Origin of the sequence: Streptomyces sp. NPDC005775, from assembly GCF_042871565.1 — a bacterium.
In the GTDB taxonomy this organism is placed as follows: Bacteria; Actinomycetota; Actinomycetes; order Streptomycetales; family Streptomycetaceae; genus Streptomyces.
In genome coordinates this window covers 24,549-47,701 of the sequence record NZ_JBIAIU010000016.1, presented here as the reverse complement: position 1 = coordinate 47,701, position 23,153 = coordinate 24,549, and the positions used below count along the sequence as shown (strand labels likewise).

Genomic DNA, 23,153 nt, shown 5'->3' with positions numbered 1-23,153 from the left:
CGACTTCTCCGGGGGCCCGTCGGCCCGCCGCCGGTGGGGGCGAGCGCGTGGGGGGCCTCCCTGGGCTTGGTGCGGGCCCCGGTACGCGATGCGTACGGGGGCCCGCTCCATGCCCTGCTGCGGCTCGGTCAGCCGCCGAACTCCTCCAGGCCCTTGAGCGCCTGGTCCAGGAGCGCCTGCCGGCCCTCCAGCTCACGGGCCAGCTTGTCGGCCCGTGCGTTGTTGCCCGAGGCGCGAGCGGTGTCGATCTGCGTACGCAGCTTGTCGACGGCCGCCTGGAGCTGCCCGGTCAGACCCGCGGCACGGGCCCGCGCCTCCGGGTTCGTCCGGCGCCACTCCGACTCCTCGGCCTCCTGGAGCGTGCGCTCCACCGCCTGCATCCGCCCCTCGACCTTCGGGCGGGCGTCACGCGGCACGTGGCCGATGGCCTCCCAGCGCTCGTTGAGGGCCCTGAACGCGGCCCGGGCCGCCTTCAGGTCCTTCACCGGCACCAGCTTCTCGGCCTCGACGGCGAGCTCCTCCTTGAGCTTGAGGTTCTCGCCCTGCTCCGCGTCCCGCTCGGCGAAGACGCCACTGCGAGCGGCGAAGAAGACGTCCTGGGCGCCGCGGAAGCGTTCCCACAGCTCGTCCTCGGCCTCCCGCTGGGCGCGGCCCGCCGCCTTCCAGTCGGTCATCAGGTCGCGGTAGCGCGCAGCCGTCGTGCCCCAGTCCGTGGACTTGGAGAGCGCCTCGGCCTCGACGACCAGCTTCTCCTTGACCTTGCGGGCCTCCTCGCGCTGGGCGTCCAGCGCGGCGAAGTGGGCCTTGCGGCGCTTTGAGAACGCCGAGCGCGCGTGAGAGAAGCGGTGCCACAGCTCGTCGTCCGACTTGCGGTCGAGCCGCGGCAGGCCCTTCCACGTGTCGACGAGCGCGCGCAGCCGCTCGCCCGCGGAGCGCCACTGCTCGCTCTGCGCCAGCTCCTCGGCCTCGACGACCAGCGCCTCCTTGGCGTGCTTCGCCTCGTCGGTCTGCTTCGCCTTCTGGGCCTTGCGCTCCTCACGCCGCGAGTCGACCGTCGCGACGAGCCCGTCCAGCCGCTTGCGCAGCGCGTCAAGGTCGCCGACGGCGTGATGCTCGTCGACCTGTCCGCGCAGATGCTCGATGGCGGTCGTCGCGTCCTTCGCCGACAGATCGGTGGTCTTCACCCGCCGTTCGAGGAGGCCGATCTCGACCACAATGCCCTCGTACTTGCGCTCGAAATAAGCCAGGGCCTCCTCCGGAGAACCGGCCTGCCACGATCCGACGACCTGCTCGCCCTCGGCTGTACGCACGTACACGGTGCCTGTCTCGTCGACACGGCCCCACGGGTCGCTGCTCACAGCGCCTCCTCCACCTGATGCCCGTGAGGGGGTTCGCCCCCCTGGCATCGTCCACAGTTTCCTGGGGCGGGCCGCGCCCGCCCTGCACCACGCCAATCTAGGCGACGGGCCGCCCGGCTGTCCGCACTCAGCGCGGCCGAAATTATCCGGCCGCACCGAGTGACGGGCGGGCCGATCATGCCGGGCCCGCCGCGGATCAGCCCTTGTCGACGGTCGCCTTCGAGATGTTCACGGCCTTCTTGGGCGCACCGTCGGCGCCGCCGCCGTCCACCCCCGCCTTGCCGATGGCCTCGACGGCCTTCAGGGAGTCCTTGTCCATCGTGCCGAACGGCGTGTAGCTGGGCGGCAGTTTGCTGTCCTTGTAGACGAGGAAGAACTGGCTGCCGCCGGTGTGCGCCTGGCCGGTGTTGGCCATCGCCACCGTGCCGGCGGGATACGTCACCGTGCCCTCGGCGCCCGCCTTGCCCAGCGCGGTCAGGTTCTCGTCGGGAATCGTGTAGCCGGGACCACCGGTTCCGTCGCCCTTCGGATCACCGCACTGCAGGACGAAGATGCCGTCCGTGGTCAGCCGGTGACACTTGGTGCCGTCGAAGAACTTCTTGTCGGCGAGCGCCTTGAAGGAGTTCGTCGTGTGCGGGGTCTTCGCCGCGTCCATCGCGAACGATATGTCGCCCTGGCTCGTCTTGAGCGACATCGTGTACGCCGACTTCTTGTCGATCTTCATCGCGGGCTCGGGCGCGGCCTCCTCGCTCGCCGAGGGAGTGGGCGAGGCCGAAGGACTCTGACTCGCGGCCGCGTCGGCCTTGTTGTCCTTGTCGTCGTCGCCACTGGTGGCGAAGTACGTAGCACCACCGATGACCGCGACGACGGCCACCGCGGAGGCGATGATGACCGTCAGCCGCCGCGTCCTGTGGCGGGCCTCCTCCCGGCGCTGCTGCTGCCGCTCGAACTTCTCCCTGGCGAGCTGCCGCCGCCGCTGATCGCTGCTGACCACCGGGTGATCTCCTTGTACGTCGTGTGATCGGGCCTGGGTTGCCCCGTACCGTATATGGGTTAGCTGTGGAATGAGGAGCGCCGGTAGGCTCTGAACTGCTGCGACCTCGCAGCCGACCTCCCTCGTCGGACGACCATTAAGGACGATCGTGCTCATTGCCGGGTTCCCCGCCGGGGCCTGGGGGACCAACTGTTACCTGGTCGCCCCCGCCGCAGGTGAGGAGTGCGTGATCATCGACCCGGGCCACCAGGCCGCCACCGGGGTCGAGGAAGCGCTGAAGAAGCATCGGCTGAAGCCCGTCGCCGTCGTCCTCACGCACGGCCACATCGACCACGTCGCGTCGGTCGTCCCGGTGTGCGGCGCGCACGACGTCCCCGCCTGGATCCACCCCGAGGACCGCTACATGATGAGTGACCCGGAGAAGGCCCTCGGCCGCTCCATCGGGATGCCGCTCATGGGCGAGCTGACGGTGGGGGAGCCGGACGACGTCAAGGAGCTGAGCGACGGCGCGCGGCTGCTGCTGGCGGGCATGGAGTTCGGCGTCTCGCATGCGCCCGGCCATACCAAGGGGTCGGTGACGTTCAGGATGCCCGAGGTCGCGGATGTTCCGCAGGTCCTCTTCTCGGGCGATCTGCTCTTCGCCGGCTCCGTCGGACGCACCGACCTGCCCGGTGGCGACCACGCCGAGCTCCTCGAGTCGCTGGCCCGCGTGTGCCTGCCGCTCGACGACTCGACCGTGGTGCTGTCCGGCCACGGCCCCCAGACGACCATCGGCCGCGAGCGCGCCACCAATCCGTATCTGAGCGGTATGGACGCGCCCCGACGAGGAATGTGACGAGAGCGAAATCGTGAGCACCTTCAAGGCCCCCAAGGGCACGTACGACCTGACTCCGCCCGACTCCGCGAAGTACCTCGCCGTGCGCGAGGCGATCTCCGCACCGCTGAAGAACTCCGGCTACGGCTACATCGAGACCCCGGGCTTCGAGGACGTGGCCCTCTTCTCCCGCGGCGTCGGTGAGTCCACCGACATCGTGACCAAGGAGATGTACACCCTCACCACCAAGGGTGGCTCCGAGCTCGCGCTGCGCCCCGAGGGCACCGCGTCCGTTCTGCGTGCCGCGCTGGAGGCCAATCTCCACAAGCTCGGCAACTTGCCGGTCAAGCTCTGGTACTCGGGCTCGTACTACCGCTACGAGCGCCCGCAGAAGGGCCGTTACCGCCACTTCTCGCAGGTCGGCGCCGAGGCGATCGGTGCCGAGGACCCGGTTCTGGACGCCGAGCTGATCATCCTGGCCGACCAGGCGTACCGGACCCTCGGGCTGCGCGAGTTCCGCATCCTGCTGAACTCGCTGGGCGACAAGGAGTGCCGGCCCGTCTACCGCGACGCGCTCCAGGGCTTCCTGCGCGAGCTCGACCTCGACGAGGAGACCCGCCGGCGCATCGAGATCAACCCGCTCCGGGTCCTCGACGACAAGCGCCCCGAGGTCCAGAAGCAGCTGACCGGCGCACCCGTGCTCCGCGACTACCTGTGTGACGCCTGCAAGGCGTACCACGAGGAGGTCCGCGACCTGCTCAACGCGGCAGGTGTCGCGTACGAGGACGACGAGAAGCTCGTCCGCGGGCTCGACTACTACACCCGCACCACCTTCGAGTTCGTCCACGACGGTCTGGGCTCGCAGTCGGCGGTCGGCGGCGGCGGCCGGTACGACGGCCTGTCCGAGATGATCGGCGGCCCCGCGCTGCCGTCGGTCGGCTGGGCGCTCGGCGTGGACCGCACCGTGCTCGCCCTGGAGGCGGAGGGCGTCGAGCTCGAACTGCCCTCCACCACCAGCGTCTTCGCCGTACCGCTCGGCGAGGAGGCGCGGCGCGTGCTGTTCGGCGTCGTCACACGGCTGCGCCGCGAGGGCGTGGCCGCGGACTTCGCGTTCGGGGGCCGCGGTCTCAAGGGCGCGATGAAGAGCGCCAACCGCTCGGGAGCGCGCTTCACGATCGTGGCGGGCGAGCGGGATCTGGCCGAGGGGATCGTGCAGCTCAAGGACATGGAGTCCGGCGAGCAGACGGCCGTCCCGCTGGCCGAGGTCACCGAGGCGGTCCGCGCGCGCCTCGCGTGAACCATCCGTCGCGGGCGGGCATGCCGCCTGCCCGCGGCGGGGGAGCGCCCCACGCAGGGCCGTTTCCCCTGCCGTCAACCTGGCGCACGGGCGTTCATCCTGCCGGGCGATTCCGGTCCCGGGCCGGCAGTGGGGGCGCGTGGCGGGCCGCACCGCGTCCGAACTCGGGGACGGCCCCGCTCGTCGCGGTGAAGACGGCCCCGACGCCCCCTCGTTCCGATCCCGGTGGACCCGCACCGTGCGCGCATCTTTATGTTCATCGAACGGAAGACCGGTGCGCCCGTACGGCACAATGTCCGTGCCCCAGCAGGCCACTCACTGACGGAACGGCGATATGACGACTGCAGCGGTTGACCATCCCTCCTCCGATCAGGACGAGGACAGCGGGAAGAGGACCATCGGCGGCGGTCGCGCGCTGGCACTGCTGCTGGTGATCACGGGCGCTGCCGGACTCCTCGCCGCCTGGGTGATCACGCTCGACAAGCTCAAGATGATGGAGGACCCCTCCTTCGTCCCGGGCTGCAGTCTCAACCCCGTCGTGGCCTGCGGCAACATCATGAAGAGCGAGCAGGCATCGGCCTTCGGCTTCCCCAACCCGTGGCTCGGCATGGCCACCTACCCCGTCATCATCGGGATCGGTCTGGCGCTGCTCGCGGGAGCGCGGTTCCGCGGCTGGTACTGGCTGGGGATGAACGCGGGCACGCTGTTCGGCGTCGGCTTCTGCACCTGGCTGCAGTACCAGTCGCTGTACAACATCAACTCGCTGTGCCTGTGGTGCTGCCTGGCCTGGGTCGCCACGATCCTCATGTTCTGCTACGTCACCACGCACAACATCAAGCACCGGATCATTCCCGCGCCGAACTGGCTGCGCAACGGGCTCACCGAGTTCCACTGGGTGCCCCCGGTCCTGTGGATCGGCATCATCGGCATGCTGATCCTGACCCGCTGGTGGGACTTCTGGACCAGCTGAGCGGTCTGCCCGGGCGCCGGCCCGCCGTCCCGCCCCGGCCGGGATGTCAGTGCGGTGACATAGGCTTCAAAACGTGGAGCCCGACCTTTTTACCGCAGCTGCCGAAGACCGCCAGGAGAAGGACCCGTCCAGCAGCCCTCTCGCTGTCCGGATGCGTCCGCGTACCCTCGACGAGGTCGTGGGCCAGCAGCATCTGCTCAAGCCGGGATCGCCACTGCGCCGCCTCGTGGGCGAGGGGAGCGGGGGACCGGCCGGCCCCTCTTCGGTGATCCTCTGGGGCCCGCCCGGCATCGGGAAGACGACCCTGGCGTACGTGGTCAGCAAGGCCACGAACAAACGATTCGTCGAGCTCTCCGCGATCACCGCCGGCGTCAAGGAAGTACGGGCCGTGATCGAGGGCGCCCGTCGCGCCACCGGCGGCTACGGCAAGGAGACCGTCCTCTTCCTGGACGAGATCCACCGCTTCTCCAAGGCGCAGCAGGACTCCCTGCTCCCGGCCGTGGAGAACCGCTGGGTCACGCTGATCGCCGCGACCACCGAGAACCCGTACTTCTCGATCATCTCCCCGCTCCTGTCGCGCTCCCTGCTGCTGACGCTCGAGTCGCTGACCGACGACGACCTGCGCGACCTGCTGGGCCGGGCCCTGACCGACGAGCGCGGACTCGGCGGCGCGGTGACGCTGCCCGAGGACGCCCAGGAGCACCTGCTGCGCATCGCGGGAGGCGACGCGCGCCGGGCGCTGACGGCTCTGGAGGCGGCGGCCGGTGCGGCGCTGTCCAAGCAGGAGGGGGAGATCACCCTTCTCACCCTGGAGGAGACCGTCGACCGGGCGGCCGTGAAGTACGACCGGGACGGCGACCAGCACTACGACGTGGCGAGTGCGCTGATCAAGTCGATCCGCGGCTCCGACGTGGACGCGGCGCTGCACTATCTGGCCCGGATGATCGAGGCGGGGGAGGACCCGCGGTTCATCGCCCGCCGGCTGATGATCTCGGCCAGTGAGGACATCGGTCTCGCCGACCCCACGGCGCTGCCCACCGCGGTCGCGGCGGCGCAGGCGGTCGCGATGATCGGTTTCCCGGAGGCGGCGCTCACCCTCAGCCACGCCACCATCGCGCTGGCGCTCGCCCCGAAGTCCAACGCGGCGACGCTGGCGATCTCGGCGGCCCAGGACGACGTACGCAAAGGGCTGGCGGGGCCGGTCCCCGCCCATCTGCGGGACGGCCACTACAAGGGCGCGGCCAAGCTGGGCCACGCGCAGGGTTACGTCTATCCGCACGACGTCCCCGGCGGCATCGCCGCCCAGCAGTACGCCCCCGACGCGGTCCGCGACAAGCGCTACTACCGGCCCACCCGCTACGGGGCCGAGGCGAGGTACGCGGATGTCGCGGACCGGGTCCGTGAGCGTCTGGGCCACACGGACACCGGCGCCACGGGCGCGCCGGACAGCCCGTAGGGGCCGGTCTCAGTGCGCGGCAGCATCGAAGAGGGTGCGCATGGCGTGGCGCAGTTCCACCACATCGCGCACCGGATCGGGGAACTCGAAGCGGGCGTCGAAACAGGGGCCGTTGCGCTCGAAGACGCGGACCCGCAGTCCTAGGCGGTCCAGCGCGACCGGAACGACGGACGGCGGGTTTCCGCCGCCGGCCCGCACCGCCCGTTCGCCGAGCAGCTCGCACAGCGTCCCCAGCCGGTCGCCGTGCGCCGCGTGCAGATGCTGCAGCAGCTCCGCCTCGTGTGCGGCGAGCGGGTCGGCGGCCGCGTCCCGCAGTTCCTCCGGCTCGACCGCCTCCGCCCCCCAGAGGTCCTCGACGTGGGCCTCGCCCGTCTCCAGCCGCAGCAGCATCCGGCCGGGGCCCGCGATGCCGGGCACCGACGTGAGCCATCCGCAGACGCGGGCCCGGCCGCGGATGCGGTGGGGTACGGCGACCGGGGCGACATCCGTGATCTCCAGCACGGCCGTCAGCTCGTCGTCCTGGGCATGGGCCGCGGCCCGCACGGCCGGGGAATCAGCGGGGAATTCGAGGAAGAGGTCGCCGTCGGGACCCACGGTCCGGGAGAGCGGCATCAGGTGGTCCGAGCCCGCGGTCTCCAGCCCGGGTACGAGCAGCACCGCGGAGCAGGTACTCTGTACGAGAGTTCGTGTGCGCTCGGCTGCTGACGGCATCCGAGTGTTTTCAAGCCCGCTGGGACGCGGCTGACCACGATCAGATCGGCCTTCCGTCGTAGCAGCACTTTCATGTGTGCTGCCGCTGTCTGTGCTGTCCGTGACGTGTGTGGTGTTCCCAGGGCGAGACATGCGATCTCCTTGAGTAAGGTGAGCCTAACCTAACCTACAACGGAGGTCTGGAGAACGTGCCTAATCAGTCGCGTCCCAAGGTCAAGAAGAGCCGCGCGCTCGGCATTGCGCTGACGCCGAAGGCCGTCAAGTACTTCGAGGCGCGCCCCTACCCGCCGGGCGAGCACGGCCGTGGCCGCAAGCAGAACTCGGACTACAAGGTCCGTCTGCTCGAGAAGCAGCGTCTGCGCGCCCAGTACGACATCAGCGAGCGCCAGATGGCGCGTGCCTACGACCGCGCCAAGAAGGCCGAGGGCAAGACGGGCGAGGCGCTCGTCGTCGAGCTCGAGCGCCGTCTCGACGCGCTGGTCCTGCGTTCCGGCATCGCCAAGACGATCTACCAGGCCCGCCAGATGGTCGTCCACGGCCACATCGAGGTCAACGGTGGCAAGGTCGACAAGCCGTCGTTCCGTGTCCGTCCCGACGACATCGTGATGGTCCGCGAGCGCAGCCGCGAGAAGTACCCCTTCCAGGTTGCCCGCGAGGGTGGTTACGACACCGACGGTGAGACCCCGCGCTACCTGCAGGTGAACCTGAAGGCCCTGGCCTTCCGCCTTGACCGGGACCCGAACCGCAAGGAAATCCCCGTGATCTGCGACGAGCAGCTCGTCGTCGAGTACTACGCCCGCTGATTCAGGCGTAGCCGCTCAACACCGGCGCTCAGGCCCGCCCCTCCCCGATCGGGGAGGCGGCGGGCTTTCGCGTGTTCGGGGACGACGTCCCCGACGGCCCCTCGCGTCGCCCGCCGGAACGGCCCGCCAGGGCCCTGGCCACCACCACGTCCGTGCCCAGCTCCACCCCGGCGCCCCGCTCCGACGCGTACAGCGTCTCGCCCAGCTCACCGCGGGCCAGCTCCTCGCACCGGACCCGGGGTCTGCCGTAGTGCGCCGAACCGAACAGCGGCAGCCCCACCGACGGCCAGATCCGGTCGGCGGCCCCCTGCAGCAGGGCCGCCTCCGCCGCGTCGCCCTCGACCACCGTGACCAGCGCCAGCAACTCCAGGCTGAGCACGGTGCCCAGACGGTCGTGGAAGGCGTGGCTGATGGCCAGCGACTCCCCGAGCAGTTCCCGGGCCCGGGAGGGGACGCCCCGCTGGAGAGCCGCGAAGCCCAGGACGTACAGCGCGTAACTGAGCGCCCACCGCTCCCCGTGGTCCTCGCAGATCTCCCGTACCTCTTCGCAGATCACGACCGCGCCGTCCAGATCGCCCTGGAAGCCCACCGTCATGGCCAGCTCCACCTGGGCCATCAGCACATTGCTGTTCAGCTCGCCGAGTTCCCGGTAGCGGCCGAGGGCCTCCTGCAGCAGTTCGTGCGCGCGCGCCATGTCGTCCGTGACGAGGGCCAGACAGCCCGTGCGGTGCACCGCGTACGCCGACGCGATGGCGTCCCCCGCCAGATCGGCCTCCTCCCGGCACTCGGTGAGCGCCGAGATCGCGCCCACCGGATCGCCCTGGAGGACCGCGACGTACCCGAGCACCCACAGCGCCTTCAGCCGGGAGGTGTCGTACGGCGTGTCCTCCTCCCGTACGTGGTCCAGCCAGTGCCGTCCCTCCGAGAGGCGTCCGCAGCCGACCCACAGGAACCAGAGCGTGCCCGCCAGGTACTGCGCGAGGTGCGCCTCCTCGGGGCTCTCCAGCGAACACTCCATGGCCCGCCGCAGATTCGGCAGCTCGCTCTCCACCCGGGCGGCGACCTCCGCCTGCCGCGGGCTGAACCAGTCGAGCTCGCACCAGGTCGCGAGTCCCAGGAACCAGTCCCGGTGACGGCGGCGCAGCCGGTCCGTGTCGCCCGTCGCGGCGAGCCACTCGGCACCGTACTCCCGCACCGTGTCCAGCATCCGGTAGCGGGCGCCGACGGCCGACTCCTCCCGCAGCACCACGGACTGCGCCAGCAGCCCGGACAGCACGTCCAGCACCGAGTCGGCCGGCAGATCGGGGCCGCTGCAGATGTACTCGGCCGCCTCCAGGTCGAACTGCCCGGCGAAGACGGACAGCCGGGCCCACAGCAGCCGCTGCTCCGGGGCGCAGAGTTCGTGGCTCCAGCCGATGGCCGTACGGAGTGTCTGGTGGCGGGCGAGCGCGCTGCGGCTGCCGCCGGTCAGCAGCCGGAAACGGTCGTCCAGCCGCTGCAGCACCTGCTCCGTCGACAGCGCGCGCAGCCGGCCGGCGGCCAGTTCCAGTGCGAGCGGAATGCCGTCGAGACGCCGGCAGAGCTCCAGAGCGGCGCCGCGGGTGTGCTCGGTCAGCCGGAACCCGGGCTGCACCGAGGCCGCCCGCTCGGCGAAGAGCAGCAGCGCGTCGTCGTCGTTCATCGTGGCGAGCGGGTAGCCGCTCTCGCCGTCGAGATCCAGCGGCAGCCGGCCGGCGGCCAGCACCCGCAGCCCCGGGGCGCGGCGCAGCAGGTCCTGTACCAACTCCGCACAGGCGTCGACCAGATGCTCGAATCCGTCGATCACCAGGAGGAGCCGGCGCTCGGCACAGTGTTCGAGGAGTGTCGAGCGGGGCGGACGGCTCGTGTGGTCCGTGAGGCCCAGCGCGTCGACCAGGGCGTGCTCCAGCAGCGCCGCATCGTGGACCGCCGACAGCTCCACCAGCCAGACACCGTCGCAGTACCGTTTCTCCAGGAGCGTCGCCACCCTGCTGACCAGCCGGGACTTGCCGACCCCTCCCACCCCGACGACGGTGACGAGCCGCGACCCCTCCAGCAGCCCGACCACCTCGGCCAGCTCACCGTCACGCCCCACGAACCTGTTCAGCTCCGCCGGGAGGTTGCCCGGCTGACAGGGCGCGGGCGCTTCGGAGGAGGCGGCCGGAGGGCGTGGATCGTCGGGAGACGGAAAGGGGCGCTGAGTGCGTCGCATGAAACACGCAGAGTACTGGCCCGAAAGCGCTCCGTACAATCTCGGTGCGTGAAGTCCCGCGGTGCCGACCGGTAATGCGGTACGGGGCGTGAGCCCCGGCGCGATAGGCTCGGGGGACGGTGACCGGCCGCCGCGACGGCCTCGCCGAACAGCAGGAAACAAGACAGACAGACGACAAGCCAGAGAGCGGTGCACTGTGTCCGGTGGTGAGGTGGCCGGAATCCTGGTGGCCGTCTTCTGGGCGATCCTGGTTTCGTTCCTCGCCGTCGTGCTGGTGAGGCTCGCCCAGACGCTCAGGGCGACCACGAAACTCGTGGCGGACGTGACCGATCAGGCCGTCCCGCTGCTCGCCGACGCCTCCGCGACCGTACGCTCCGCGCAGACCCAGCTCGACAAGGTCGACGCGATCGCGACGGACGTCCAGGAAGTCACCTCCAACGCCTCCGCGCTCTCCTCCACCGTCGCCTCCACCTTCGGCGGCCCGCTCGTCAAGGTCGCGGCGTTCGGTTACGGCGTCCGGCAGGCCATCGGCCGCAAGGCGAGCCCGGAACCGGAGGCGCGTGCCCGGCGCTCGGTGATTGTCGGCCGGACCGTGCCGTCCGCGCGTGCCAAGAAGCGCAACGGCAGAAACTCCCGCGGATCGAAGGACTGACGCAGCGATGTTCCGCCGTACGTTCTGGTTCACCGCCGGCGCAGCCGCCGGTGTGTGGGCCACCGCCAAGGTCAACCGGAAGATCAAGCAGCTGACCCCCGAAAGCCTCGCGGCGCAGGCCGCCGACAAGGCGGTCGTGGCCGGTCACAAGCTCAAGGACTTCGCGCTGGACGTCCGCGAGGGCATGGTCAGACGCGAGGCCGAGCTGGGCGAGGCACTCGGGCTCGAGGCGCCCGTCGACCCCGATCTCCCCGTGCGGCGCCACTTCGCCGTCGAGGCGGCCGAGACCGAGGCGCCCCGCAGGCTGCCCCCCACGTCACGCACCTACAACTCGTACAACCGGAATGAGGACCACTGATGGAGTCGGCAGAAATTCGCCGCCGCTGGCTGAGCTTCTACGAGGAGCGCGGTCACACCGTCGTCCCTTCGGCGTCGCTCATCGCGGACGACCCGACTCTGCTGCTGGTCCCGGCCGGCATGGTGCCCTTCAAGCCGTACTTCCTCGGTGAGGTCAAGCCGCCCGCCCCGCGCGTCACCAGCGTGCAGAAGTGTGTCCGTACGCCGGACATCGAAGAGGTCGGCAAGACCACCCGGCACGGCACCTTCTTCCAGATGTGCGGGAACTTCTCCTTCGGCGACTACTTCAAGGAAGGCGCCATCGAGTACGCCTGGGAGCTGCTGACCAGCTCCGTGGCGGACGGCGGCTTCGCCCTCGACCCCGAGCGTCTGTGGATCACGGTCTACCTCGACGACGACGAGGCCGAGCAGATCTGGCGCGACAAGATCGGTGTCCCCGCCGAGCGCATCCAGCGCCTGGGCAAGAAGGACAACTTCTGGTCCATGGGCGTCCCCGGTCCCTGCGGCCCCTGTTCCGAGATCAACTACGACCGCGGCCCCGAGTTCGGCGTCGAGGGCGGCCCGGCCGTCAACGACGAGCGTTACGTGGAGATCTGGAACCTGGTCTTCATGCAGTACGAGCGCGGCGCCGGCGACGGCAAGGACGACTTCCCGATCCTCGGCGACCTGCCGTCCAAGAACATCGACACCGGTCTCGGCCTCGAACGCCTCGCGATGATCCTGCAGGGCGTGCAGAACATGTACGAGACCGACACGCTGCGCGTCGTCATGGACAAGGCCACCGAGCTCACCGGCGTGCGCTACGGCGCGGCCCAGTCCACGGACGTCTCGCTCCGCGTGGTCGCCGACCACATCCGTACCTCCGTCATGCTCATCGGCGACGGCGTCACCCCCGGCAACGAGGGCCGCGGCTACGTGCTGCGCCGGATCATGCGCCGGGCCATCCGCAACATGCGGCTGATGGGTGCCACCGGATCGGTCGTGAACGAGCTGGTCGACGTCGTGATCGACACCATGGGGCTGCAGTACCCCGAGCTGATCACCGACCGCAAGCGCATCGAGACCGTCGCCCTCGCCGAGGAAGCCGCCTTCCTCAAGGCACTCAAGGGCGGCACCAACATCCTCGAGACCGCCGTCACCGAGACCAAGGCCGCCGGCGGCCGGGTCATCGCCGGTGACAAGGCGTTCCTGCTCCACGACACCTGGGGCTTCCCGATCGACCTCACCCTGGAGATGGCCGCGGAACAGGGCCTCTCCGTGGACGAGGACGGATTCCGCCGCCTCATGCAGGAGCAGCGGGCCAAGGCCAAGGCCGACGCCAAGGCCAAGAAGACCGGTCACGCCGACCTGTCCGCCTACCGCGAGGTCGCCGACAACTCGGGCATCACCGAGTTCACCGGTTACCTCTCCACCGAGGGCGAGTCGACGATCGTCGGCCTCCTCGTCGACGGCGTCTCCTCGCCCGCCGCCTCCGAGGGCGACGAGGTCGAGGTCGTCCTGGACCGCACCCCGTTCTACGCCGAGGGCGGCGGCCAGCTCGCCGACCAGGGCCGGATCCGGCTCGACAACGGCGCCGTCATCCAGGTCCGCGACGTCCAGCAGCCGGTCCCCGGCGTCTCCGTGCACAAGGGCTCGGTCCAGGTCGGCGAGGTGACGGTCGGCGCCTCCGCCCTCGCCGCCATCGACAACACCCGCCGGCGCGCGATCGCCCGCGCCCACAGTGCCACCCACCTCACGCACCAGGCGCTGCGCGACGCGCTCGGCCCGACGGCCGCCCAGGCCGGTTCGGAGAACTCCCCGGGCCGCTTCCGCTTCGACTTCGGCTCGCCCGCCGCCGTACCCGGCACGGTCCTCGTCGACGTCGAGCAGAAGATCAACGAGGTCCTCTCGCGGGAGCTCGACGTCCAGGCCGAGGTCATGTCGATCGACGAGGCCAAGAAGCAGGGCGCCATCGCCGAGTTCGGCGAGAAGTACGGCGAGCGGGTCCGCGTCGTCACCATCGGCGACTTCTCCAAGGAACTGTGCGGCGGTACCCACGTCCACAACACCGCGCAGCTCGGCCTGGTCAAGCTGCTCGGCGAGTCGTCCATCGGCTCGGGTGTGCGCCGCATCGAGGCCCTCGTCGGCGTCGACGCGTACAACTTCCTCGCCAAGGAGCACACGGTCGTCGCCCAGCTCCAGGAGCTGGTCAAGGGCCGCCCCGAGGAGCTCCCGGAGAAGATCGCCGGAATGCTCGGCAAGCTGAAGGACGCCGAGAAGGAGATCGAGAAGTTCCGCGCGGAGAAGGTCCTGGCGGCCGCTGCCGGGCTGGTCGACTCCGCCAAGGACGTACGGGGCGTCGCCCTGGTCACCGGCCAGGTGCCGGACGGCACCTCCGCCGACGATCTGCGCAAGCTGGTCCTGGACGTCCGCGGCCGCATCCAGGGCGGCCGGCCGGCCGTCGTGGCCCTGTTCACCACGGCCAACGGGCGCCCGCTGACCGTGATCGCCACCAACGAGGCCGCCCGCGAGCGCGGTCTCAAGGCCGGCGACCTGGTCCGTACGGCCGCCAAGACGCTCGGCGGCGGTGGCGGCGGCAAGCCGGACGTCGCCCAGGGCGGCGGACAGAACCCGGACGCCATCGGTGACGCCGTCGCCGCTGTCGAACGCCTCGTCACCGAGACGGCGTGACGCCGGACATGACGCAGATGCGCCGCGGTCGCCGACTGGCGATCGACGTCGGGGACGCCCGGATCGGGGTCGCCTCGTGCGACCCCGACGGGATCCTGGCCACGCCGGTGGAGACCGTGCCGGGACGCGACGTCCCGGCCGCCCACCGGCGGCTCGGGCAGATCGTCGCCGAGTACGAGCCGATCGAGGTCATCGTCGGTCTGCCACGGTCCCTGGGCGGCGGTGAGGGACCGGCTGCGGCCAAGGTCCGCGCGTTCACCGATGTGCTCGCCCGTGCGGTCGCACCCATTCCGGTGCGGTTGGTGGACGAGAGGATGACCACAGTGACGGCCACTCAGGGGCTGCGCGCATCGGGCGTGAAGTCCAAAAAAGGCCGATCCGTCATCGATCAGGCTGCCGCTGTGGTGATTCTCCAGAACGCTCTGGAGTCCGAACGGGCTTCGGGCAAGCCGCCCGGCGAGGGCGTCGAAGTGGTTGTCTGATCGCGATACGGTAACGTTCCGCGCGATGCGGCAGTGTTCGAACAAACACCGCACAGCAAAGAGACGGAACGTCGTCTCGCGGCTCAAGGGGATCGATGACTGAGTATGGCCGGGGCCCCGGCTCCGAACCGTGGCATCCCGAGGATCCCCTGTACGGGGACCAGGGATGGGGAGGCCAGCAGCCTGCCCACGGCCAGAGCCAGTACGACGGCCAGCCGCAGGACCCGTACGCCCAGCAGCCGCAGGACCCGTATGCCCAGCAGCAGGACCCCTACGCGCAGCAGCACCAGCAGGATCCGTACGCGCAGCAGCAGCAGCACGACCCTTACGCGCAGCAGCAGCATCAACACCAGCAGGACCCGTACGCGCAGCAGCATCAGCAGGATCCGTACGCGCAGGAGCAGCAGCCGCAGTACCAGCAGCAGCCCCCGTACGGCGCGCAGCAGGATCCGTATGGGCAGCACCAGCAGTCCTACAACGGTGGCTGGGACACCGGTCAGCAGCCCCCCGCGATGCCGTACGAGGGTCAGCCTGCCGCCCCGTACGGGCACGGCGAGACGAACGACTACTACGGCACCCCTGAGGCCTACCCGCCGCCCCAGCCTCCGAGCCGCCGCGAGGCCGAACCCGCACCGGCCCCTGCGCAGAACCCGGACTGGGACCCCGAGGTCCAGCCGGAGGAGACCCACCCGTTCTTCACGGGTGCGGACGACGGCAAGGCCAAGGACGACGACGACGAGTACGACGACGACCCGCGTGAGTCCCGCCGCGGGAAAGGGGACGGCGAGCGCCGCGGCAAGGGCAAGAAGAAGAAGGGCCGCAGCGGCTGCGCCTGCCTGGTCGTCTCCCTCGTCCTGGCCGGCGGCCTCGGGGGAGTGGGCTACTTCGGCTACTCCTTCTACAAGGACAAGTTCGGCTCTGCGCCCGACTACGCGGGTAGCGGCTCGGGCTCGGTCGAGGTGGAGATTCCGAAGGGCTCGTACGGGTACGACATCGGCAACATTCTGAAGAAGGCCGGTGTCGTCAAGAGCGTCGACGCGTTCGTCTCCGCGCAGAACGAGAACCCCAAGGGGAAGTCGATCCAGGCCGGCGTCTATCTCCTCCATTCGGAGATGTCGGCGTCCGAGGCCGTGAAGATGATGGTCGACCCGAAGAGCCAGAACCTTCTGATCATTCCCGAGGGTTCCCGGAACGTCACCGTCTACGCGAAGATCGACGAGAAGCTGGGCCTCAAGAAGGGCACGACGGCGGGTGTGGCCGAGTCCAAGAAGTCGGACCTGGGCCTGCCCGACTGGGCGAGCAGGAACAAGGACATCAAGGACCCGCTCGAAGGCTTCCTGTACCCGGCTGCCTATCCGGTGACGAAGGAAACCAAGCCGGAGGCGATTCTCAAGAAGATGGTTTCGCGGTCCAGCGTGGAGTACAAGGACCTTGACCTCGAAGGCGCAGCAAAGAAGTACAAGCTGGACGGCCCGTGGCAGGTGCTGACTGTGGCCAGTCTGGTCCAGGCGGAAGGTCTCACGCATGACGACTTCCGTAAGATGGCCGAAGTCGTGTACAACCGCCTGAAACCTGACAACACGGCGACGAACCGGTTGCTCGAATTCGACTCCGCGTTCAATTACCTCAGTAAGCAGAGCGAGATCAAGATCAACCTCAAGAAGATCCGGGAAAATCCGGATCCCTATAACACCTATTACCATGCCGGCCTTCCGCCCGGTCCCATCAGTAACCCCGGGGACGAAGCCCTGCGTGCGACGCTCAGTCCCACGACCGGCGGGTGGATGTTCTTCATCTCGCTCGACGGCAAGAAGACCGAGTTCACCAAGACGGCTGCGGAGCATGCGAAACTCACAGCGAAATTCAATGAAATTCATGGCATCGGCTGACGTCCGCCGCCGCGCAGCCGTCCTCGGCTCGCCCATCGCCCACTCGCTCTCCCCGGTCCTGCACCGGGCCGCGTACGCCGAACTCGGCCTCGACGACTGGTCGTACGGCCGGTTCGACGTGGACGAGGCGGGGCTCCCCGGCTTCGTCGAGGGACTGGACTCCTCCTGGGCCGGGCTCTCCTTGACCATGCCGCTGAAGCGGGCGATTCTTCCGCTGCTGGATTCCCTCAGCGAGACCGCTGCCTCCGTCGAGGCCGTCAACACGGTCGTCCTCACCGAGGACGGCCGCCGCACCGGCGACAACACGGATATCCCCGGCATGATCGCCGCCCTGCACGAGTGCGGAGTCGAGAAGGTCGAATCCGCCGCTGTCCTCGGCGCCGGAGCCACCGCCTCATCCGCGCTCGCCGCGCTCGCGCACATCTGTACGGGACCGGTCACCGCCTACGTCCGCAGCCGCGAGCGCGGTGACGAGATGCGTGGCTGGGGCGAGCGGCTCGGGGTCGAGGTGCACATCGCCGACTGGACAGAGGCCGAGCAGGCACTGCACGCGCCACTGATCATCGCGACCACGCCGGCCGGTGCCACGGACGGGCTGATGGCGGCCGTTCCCAAGAGCCCGGGCACGCTCTTCGATGTGCTGTACGAGCCCTGGCCCACGGGGCTCGCCTCAGCCTGGGCGAGCCGCCGCGGCGCAGTCGTCGGAGGTCTTGACCTCCTCGTTCACCAGGCCGTCCTCCAGGTCGAGCAGATGACGGGCCGTTCGCCCGCGCCGCTGGCCGCCATGCGGCAGGCCGGCGAAGAGGCCCTCGCCGCCCGCTGATCGCACACCGGACCCCGCCGGTCCGTCCGTCTGCTGGACCGGCGGCGGGCCGGGCGGCCCGGTCGTGGGAGGATCGAGGGCGGCGGGCCAGGGCCGCGCACCCGGTCGCGCCGTTGCAGTTACAGGCGCGAGCATGAGGAGCACCGTTGAGCAGGTTGCGCTGGCTGACCGCCGGAGAGTCGCACGGCCCCGCACTGGTGGCGACGCTGGAGGGTCTTCCCGCCGGTATCCCCGTCACCACGGAGATGGTGGCGGACGCGCTCGCCAGGCGACGGCTCGGTTACGGGCGCGGCGCCCGGATGAAGTTCGAGAAGGACGAGGTCACCTTCCTCGGCGGGGTCCGGCACGGCCTGACCATGGGCTCGCCCGTCGCCGTGATGGTGGGCAACACCGAGTGGCCCAAGTGGGAGCAGGTCATGTCGGCCGACCCGGTCGATCCCGACGTGCTGGCCGCCCAGGCCCGTAACGCCCCGCTGACCCGCCCCCGGCCCGGCCACGCCGACCTCGCCGGCATGCAGAAGTACGGCTTCGACGAGGCCCGGCCGATCCTGGAGCGCGCCAGCGCCCGGGAGACCGCCGCGCGCGTCGCCCTCGGCGCCGTCGCCCGGTCGTACCTCAAGGAGACGGCCGGCATCGAGATCGTCAGCCACGTGGTGGAACTGGCTGCGGCGAAGGCGCCGTACGGCGTCTACCCGGTCCCCGCCGACGTCGAGAAGCTCGACGCCGACCCCGTGCGCTGCCTCGACGCCACCGCGAGCAAGCAGATGGTCGCCGAGATCGACCAGGCCCACAAGGACGGCGACACGCTCGGCGGCGTGGTCGAGGTGCTGGCGTACGGAGTGCCCGTCGGCCTCGGTTCGCACGTGCACTGGGACCGCCGCCTCGACGCCCGCCTCGCCGCCGCGCTCATGGGCATCCAGGCCATCAAGGGCGTGGAGGTCGGCGACGGCTTCGACCTCGCCCGGGTGCCCGGTTCGCAGGCACACGACGAGATCCTGGTGACGGACGACGGGATCAGGCGCGCATCCGGCCGCGCCGGAGGTACGGAGGGCGGACTCACGACCGGTGAGCTGCTGCGGGTCCGCGCCGCCATGAAGCCGATCGCGACCGTGCCGCGCGCGCTCGCCACGGTGGACGTGGTGACCGGCGAGCCCGCCAAGGCGCACCACCAGCGCTCCGATGTCTGTGCCGTACCGGCCGCCGGCATCGTCGCCGAGGCGATGGTCGCGCTGGTCCTCGCCGACGCGGTCGCGGAGAAGTTCGGCGGCGACAGCGTCGCCGAGACCCACCGCAACGTCCAGTCGTACCTCGACCACCTCCAGATCCGATGAGCGGTCCGCTGGTCGTCCTGGTCGGGCCCATGGGCGTCGGCAAGTCCACGGTGGGCGAGCTGCTCGCCGACCGGCTGGGCGCGGCTTACCGGGACACCGACGCCGATGTCGTAGCCACGGCCGGCAAGCCCATCGCCGAGATCTTCTACGACGAGGGCGAGGAGCACTTCCGCGCACTGGAGCGGGAGGCCGTCCGGACCGCGGTCGCCGAGCACGGCGGAGTCCTCTCGCTGGGCGGCGGCGCCGTCCTGGACGAGGCGACGCGCGCCCTGCTCGCTGACCACGCCGTCGTCTACCTCTCCATGGACGTCGACGAGGCGGTCAAGCGGGTCGGGCTCAACACCGCGCGCCCGCTCCTCGCCGTGAACCCGCGCCGGCAGTGGCGCGAGCTCATGGAGGCCCGCCGCCACCTGTACACCGAGGTGGCCCGCGCGGTCGTCGCGACCGACGAACGCACGCCGGAAGAGGTCGCCCAGGCGGTCCTCGACGCACTGGAACTGCCGGACGCCCCGTCCGGCCGGGAGACACGCATGACCGAGCAGGCCCCCACCCGCATCCAGATCGCCGGCAGCGCGGGCACCGACCCGTACGAGGTGCTGGTCGGACGACAGCTCCTCGCCGAACTGCCCTCACTCATCGGTGAGCGCGCCCAGCGCGTCGCGGTCCTGCACCCGGAGGCGCTCGCCGAGACCGGCGAGGCCGTCCGCCAGGACCTCGCGGACCAGGGCTACGAGGCCATCGCGATCCAGCTGCCGAACGCCGAGGAGGCCAAGACCGTCGAGGTCGCCGCCTACTGCTGGAAGGCGCTCGGCCAGACCGGCTTCACCCGTACCGACGTGATCGTCGGCATCGGCGGCGGCGCCACCACGGACGTCGCCGGCTTCGTCGCCGCCTCCTGGCTGCGCGGGGTGCGCTGGATCGCCGTACCCACGACGGTGCTCGGCATGGTCGACGCGGCCGTCGGCGGCAAGACCGGCATCAACACCGCCGAGGGAAAGAACCTCGTCGGCGCCTTCCACCCGCCGGCCGGAGTGCTCTGCGACCTGGCCGCGCTGGACTCGCTCCCGGTCAACGACTACGTCTCCGGAATGGCGGAGATCATCAAGGCCGGCTTCATCGCCGACCCGGTGATCCTCGACCTCATCGAGGCGGACCCGCAGGCCGCGCGCACACCGGCAGGACCGCACACCTCCGAGCTCATCGAGCGGGCCATCCGGGTCAAGGCCGAGGTCGTCTCCAGCGACCTCAAGGAGTCCGGACTCCGCGAGATCCTCAACTACGGGCACACACTGGCCCACGCGATCGAGAAGAACGAGCGCTACAAGTGGCGCCACGGCGCGGCCGTCTCGGTCGGCATGGTCTTCGCCGCCGAACTGGGCCGCCTCGCCGGACGCCTGGACGACGCCACCGCCGACCGGCACCGCGCCGTACTGGAGTCCGTCGGACTGCCGCTCACCTACCGGGGCGACCAGTGGCCCAAGCTGCTGGAGAACATGAAGGTCGACAAGAAGTCCCGCGGCAACCTGCTGCGCTTCATCGTCCTGGACGGCCTCGGCAAGCCCACCGTCCTGGAGGGCCCCGACCCGGCCGTTCTGCTCGCAGCCTACGGGGAGGTCTCGGCGTGACCCGCCGGGTGTTCGTCCTCAACGGGCCCAACCTCGGCCGGCTGGGTTCCCGTGAGCCCGACGTCTACGGAGCCACCTCGTACGCCGGGCTTGTCGACGCCTGCCGCACCCTCGGCAAGGAACTCGGCTTCGACGTCGACGTCCGGGAGACGAACGACGAGGGGGAGCTGATCCGCTGGCTCCACGAGGCGGCGGACGGTTCAATTCCGGTCGTTCTCAACCCGGGTGCGTTCACGCACTATTCGTACGGAATGCGGGACGCGGCCGCCCAGCGCACCGCTCCGCTGATCGAGGTCCACATCTCGAACCCGTACGCGCGCGAGGAATTCCGCCACAACTCCGTGGTCGCACCGGTCGCCACCGGGACCGTGGCCGGATTCGGCATCGGTTCCTACCGGCTCGCCCTGCGCGCGCTCGTGGACGAGCTCGCGGACTGACGCGCCACCGCACCGGAAGGCCGACTGGCCGACGGGGCACTGTGGGCCCTCCCCGGCCGTTGCCTTGATGGCGGCCGGGGAAGGTACGGTTGCCGTTCCACCAGCGCCAGTTGCCTGTACGAGACGGAGTGCCACCGGATGCAGCACGCAGTGGGGGCCCCGCTGCCGCCGCCCCAGGGACCCGGAAACGGACCCGTCGGCTGGTCGCACCAGGCCCAGCACCCCGGTCACCCGGGCCCGCCGGTCCCCGGCCCGGCCGGTCCGCCCGCGCCGCCGGCCGGCCACCCGGGTCCGACGCCCGCGGCGCCGCCCGCGCCGCCGGCCGGACAGGGCTGGGCCGGGCCCGCGCCGCACCACGCCCCGGCCCCGGTCTCCAGGGAGACCACCGGGCACATCCAGCTGCCGCCCGGCGGGCCCGTACCCCTGCCCGCACCGGCCGCCGAGCCCGGCACCGGCAACGCGACCCTCGCCGTGCTCCTGATCGGCCCGGCAGGTGCCGGGAAGACCACGGTGGCCAAGCTCTGGGCGGCCCGCCGCCGTGTCCCGACCGCCCACGTCAGCCTCGACGACGTCCGTGAGTGGGTCTGCTCCGGCTTCGCCGACCCGCAGGCGGGGTGGAACGACCAGTCGGAGGCGCAGTACCGCCTGGCCCGCCGCACCTGCGGCTTCGCGGCCCGCAACTTCCTCGCCAACGGCATCTCCTGCATCCTCGACGACGCGGTCTTCCCGGACCGCCCCGTGGTCGGCCTCGGCGGCTGGAAGCGCCACGTCGGCCCCGGTCTCCTGCCGGTGGTCCTCCTGCCGGGCCTGGAGATCGTCCTGGAGCGCAACGCCGCCCGCAGCGGCAACCGCCGTCTCTCCGACGAGGAGGTCGCCCGGATCCACGGCCGGATGGCCGGCTGGTACGGCTCCGGCCTGCCGATCATCGACAACTCCACGTACGACGTGGAGACCACCGCCCGCGTCCTGGACGACATACTCGCCCGCTCCCTCGCGAGCCCCCCGGCCTGGTAGACGTACGGGCGACGCCCCCACCGTCTGCGGGGCCGCCCCCCGGTCGGGTGCGCTGGCCGGGCGGGCCCGTGCCCGCGCTCGTACGCTCGACGCATGTCAGAGGTGTACGCCGTCCGCCGCGGGCTGCTCCGCGACCGGTGCGCCGCCGTCGGATCCGCGGCCGCCCTGGTCTCCCGCCCCGCCAACGTCCGCTACCTGGCGGGCGGTGCGCCCCCGGGTGCCGTGCTGCTGCTGGGCCCCGCAGAGGACGTACTGCTCTGCGCGGGGCCCCCGACCGGTGATCCGGTGGACGGGCGTACCGACGAACAGCTGCGGGTGGATCTCCTGCCGGTGACCGGCGGCGATCCCGTGGTCGCCGCCGCCGATCTCGCCACCGCCGGCGGGGCGGAGTCCCTGGCCGTCGAGGAACACGACCTGACGGTCGCCCGGCACCGGGCCATGGCCTCGGTCGCCCCGAAGCTCCGGCTGGCCGATCTCGGGGCCAACGTCGAGCAGCTGCGCATCGTCAAGGACGAGGAGGAGATCGGCTGTCTGCGGATCGCCGCCGAGATCACCGACCAGGCGCTGGGCGAACTCCTGGAATCGATCCTGGTGGGCCGCACGGAGCGCCATCTCGCGCTCGAACTGGAACGCCGGCTGGTGGACCACGGGGCCGACGGTCCCGCCTTCGCGACGTCGGTCGCCACCGGCCCCAATTCCGGCCTGGGCCGTCACCGGCCCTCGGACCGACGGGTGGAAGAAGGAGATTTTCTCTCCGTCTGCCTCGGTGCCAACTACCGCGGATACCGGTGCGAGATCGGTCGCACCTTCGTCATCGGAACGGCGCCGGCCGACTGGCAGATCGAGCTCTACGACATGGTTTTCGCCGCTCAGCGGGCCGGACGCGAGGCACTCGTGCCCGGCGCTGCCTACCGTGATGTGGACCGCGCGGCCCGTCACGTACTGGAATCCGCGGGCCATGGTGAGGGCCTCGCACCCCGGACCGGGCACGGGGTGGGACTCGAAATCGACGAGGACCCGCAGTTGGCACCCGCTGCCATGGGTAAACTGGACGCTTGTGTGCCGGTCACCGTCGAACCGGGGGTCCACCTCCCGGGCCGGGGCGGAGTCCGGATCGATGACACGCTCGTCGTGCGCCCCGAGGCGGACGGCGGACCCGAGCTACTCACCATTACGACCAAGGAGCTGCTCGCGCTCTAGGGAACTCCTCGCGGAGACTCCGGCGCGCATCCTTGGCCGT

19 protein-coding genes and 1 pseudogene are annotated in these 23,153 nt (G+C 70.6%); 16 read left to right on the top strand and 4 right to left on the bottom strand.

The window, feature by feature from the left end; all coding sequences use genetic code 11:
- Positions 1-128: 128 nt before the first annotated feature.
- Together ACFYPA_RS30800 and ACFYPA_RS30795 are read right to left on the bottom strand one after the other, a co-directional pair.
- Positions 129-1,358, bottom strand: a complete 1,230-nt coding sequence (locus ACFYPA_RS30800; RefSeq protein ID WP_359086606.1) for a DUF349 domain-containing protein — start codon at positions 1,356-1,358, stop codon at positions 129-131.
- Positions 1,359-1,554: 196 nt separating this feature from the next.
- The gene (locus ACFYPA_RS30795) at positions 1,555-2,352 is read right to left on the bottom strand and encodes a peptidylprolyl isomerase (protein WP_359086605.1); all 798 of its coding nucleotides are present in this window, start codon (positions 2,350-2,352) and stop codon (positions 1,555-1,557) included.
- 148 nt (positions 2,353-2,500) lie between these two features.
- Between ACFYPA_RS30795 and ACFYPA_RS30790 the strand changes: the two genes are divergently transcribed.
- The 4 genes from ACFYPA_RS30790 (at position 2,501) to ACFYPA_RS30775 (ending at position 6,889) form a co-directional block, all read left to right on the top strand.
- Positions 2,501-3,187, top strand: coding sequence for an MBL fold metallo-hydrolase (locus tag ACFYPA_RS30790; RefSeq protein ID WP_359086603.1), 687 nt, complete (start codon positions 2,501-2,503; stop codon positions 3,185-3,187).
- A 13-nt stretch (positions 3,188-3,200) separates the two neighbouring features.
- Positions 3,201-4,463 carry a histidine--tRNA ligase gene (gene hisS, locus ACFYPA_RS30785; protein WP_359086601.1) on the top strand — a complete coding sequence of 421 codons (1,263 nt, stop codon included), beginning with the start codon at positions 3,201-3,203 and terminating at the stop codon, positions 4,461-4,463.
- A 334-nt stretch (positions 4,464-4,797) separates the two neighbouring features.
- Entirely contained in the window at positions 4,798-5,433 is a 636-nt protein-coding gene (locus ACFYPA_RS30780; protein WP_359086599.1) for a vitamin K epoxide reductase family protein, read from the top strand.
- A gap of 73 nt (positions 5,434-5,506) precedes the next feature.
- Positions 5,507-6,889, top strand: a complete 1,383-nt coding sequence (locus ACFYPA_RS30775; RefSeq protein WP_359086597.1) for a replication-associated recombination protein A — start codon at positions 5,507-5,509, stop codon at positions 6,887-6,889.
- A 9-nt stretch (positions 6,890-6,898) separates the two neighbouring features.
- Here ACFYPA_RS30775 and ACFYPA_RS30770 read toward each other — a convergent pair whose 3' ends face one another.
- Positions 6,899-7,600 (bottom strand): DUF2470 domain-containing protein, encoded by a 702-nt coding sequence (locus ACFYPA_RS30770; protein ID WP_359086595.1) that lies wholly within the window; start codon positions 7,598-7,600, stop codon positions 6,899-6,901.
- Positions 7,601-7,788: 188 nt separating this feature from the next.
- On the opposite strand from ACFYPA_RS30770, the gene rpsD reads away from it, so the two are divergent.
- The gene (rpsD, locus tag ACFYPA_RS30765; protein WP_136327444.1) at positions 7,789-8,403 is read left to right on the top strand and encodes a 30S ribosomal protein S4; all 615 of its coding nucleotides are present in this window, start codon (positions 7,789-7,791) and stop codon (positions 8,401-8,403) included.
- A gap of 15 nt (positions 8,404-8,418) precedes the next feature.
- On the opposite strand, the pseudogene ACFYPA_RS30760 reads toward rpsD, so the two are convergent.
- Positions 8,419-10,633, bottom strand: a pseudogene (locus ACFYPA_RS30760) (ATP-binding protein).
- A gap of 211 nt (positions 10,634-10,844) precedes the next feature.
- On the opposite strand from ACFYPA_RS30760, the gene ACFYPA_RS30755 reads away from it, so the two are divergent.
- The 11 genes from ACFYPA_RS30755 (at position 10,845) to ACFYPA_RS30705 (ending at position 23,113) form a co-directional block, all read left to right on the top strand.
- Positions 10,845-11,285, top strand: a complete 441-nt coding sequence (locus ACFYPA_RS30755) for a DUF948 domain-containing protein (protein WP_359086593.1) — start codon at positions 10,845-10,847, stop codon at positions 11,283-11,285.
- Between the two features lie 7 nt (positions 11,286-11,292).
- Positions 11,293-11,643: a DUF6167 family protein gene (locus tag ACFYPA_RS30750; RefSeq protein WP_359086591.1), complete on the top strand. Its 351-nt coding sequence runs from the start codon at positions 11,293-11,295 to the stop codon at positions 11,641-11,643.
- Positions 11,643-14,312 (top strand): alanine--tRNA ligase, encoded by a 2,670-nt coding sequence (gene alaS, locus ACFYPA_RS30745; protein ID WP_359086589.1) that lies wholly within the window; start codon positions 11,643-11,645, stop codon positions 14,310-14,312. The genes ACFYPA_RS30750 and alaS overlap by 1 nt, the downstream gene beginning before the upstream one ends.
- A gap of 8 nt (positions 14,313-14,320) precedes the next feature.
- A complete protein-coding gene (gene ruvX / locus ACFYPA_RS30740) occupies positions 14,321-14,794 on the top strand; it encodes a Holliday junction resolvase RuvX (protein WP_359086588.1) in 474 nt (157 codons plus the stop codon).
- 95 nt (positions 14,795-14,889) lie between these two features.
- Positions 14,890-16,683 (top strand): endolytic transglycosylase MltG, encoded by a 1,794-nt coding sequence (gene mltG / locus ACFYPA_RS30735; protein ID WP_359319500.1) that lies wholly within the window; start codon positions 14,890-14,892, stop codon positions 16,681-16,683.
- The gene (locus ACFYPA_RS30730; protein ID WP_359319501.1) at positions 16,670-17,506 is read left to right on the top strand and encodes a shikimate dehydrogenase; all 837 of its coding nucleotides are present in this window, start codon (positions 16,670-16,672) and stop codon (positions 17,504-17,506) included. Before mltG ends, ACFYPA_RS30730 begins: the two co-directional genes overlap by 14 nt.
- 146 nt (positions 17,507-17,652) lie before the next feature.
- Complete coding sequence (gene aroC, locus ACFYPA_RS30725) at positions 17,653-18,837, top strand: chorismate synthase (protein ID WP_359086583.1); 1,185 nt, start codon at positions 17,653-17,655, stop codon at positions 18,835-18,837.
- Positions 18,834-20,462 (top strand): 3-dehydroquinate synthase, encoded by a 1,629-nt coding sequence (aroB, locus tag ACFYPA_RS30720; protein ID WP_359319502.1) that lies wholly within the window; start codon positions 18,834-18,836, stop codon positions 20,460-20,462. Before aroC ends, aroB begins: the two co-directional genes overlap by 4 nt.
- Complete coding sequence (gene aroQ / locus ACFYPA_RS30715) at positions 20,459-20,899, top strand: type II 3-dehydroquinate dehydratase (protein WP_359319504.1); 441 nt, start codon at positions 20,459-20,461, stop codon at positions 20,897-20,899. Before aroB ends, aroQ begins: the two co-directional genes overlap by 4 nt.
- Before the next feature lie 138 nt (positions 20,900-21,037).
- A complete protein-coding gene (locus ACFYPA_RS30710; protein ID WP_359086578.1) occupies positions 21,038-21,913 on the top strand; it encodes a Pro-rich N-terminal domain-containing protein in 876 nt (291 codons plus the stop codon).
- A gap of 93 nt (positions 21,914-22,006) precedes the next feature.
- Complete coding sequence (locus ACFYPA_RS30705) at positions 22,007-23,113, top strand: aminopeptidase P family protein (protein ID WP_389135580.1); 1,107 nt, start codon at positions 22,007-22,009, stop codon at positions 23,111-23,113.
- Positions 23,114-23,153: the final 40 nt, after the last annotated feature.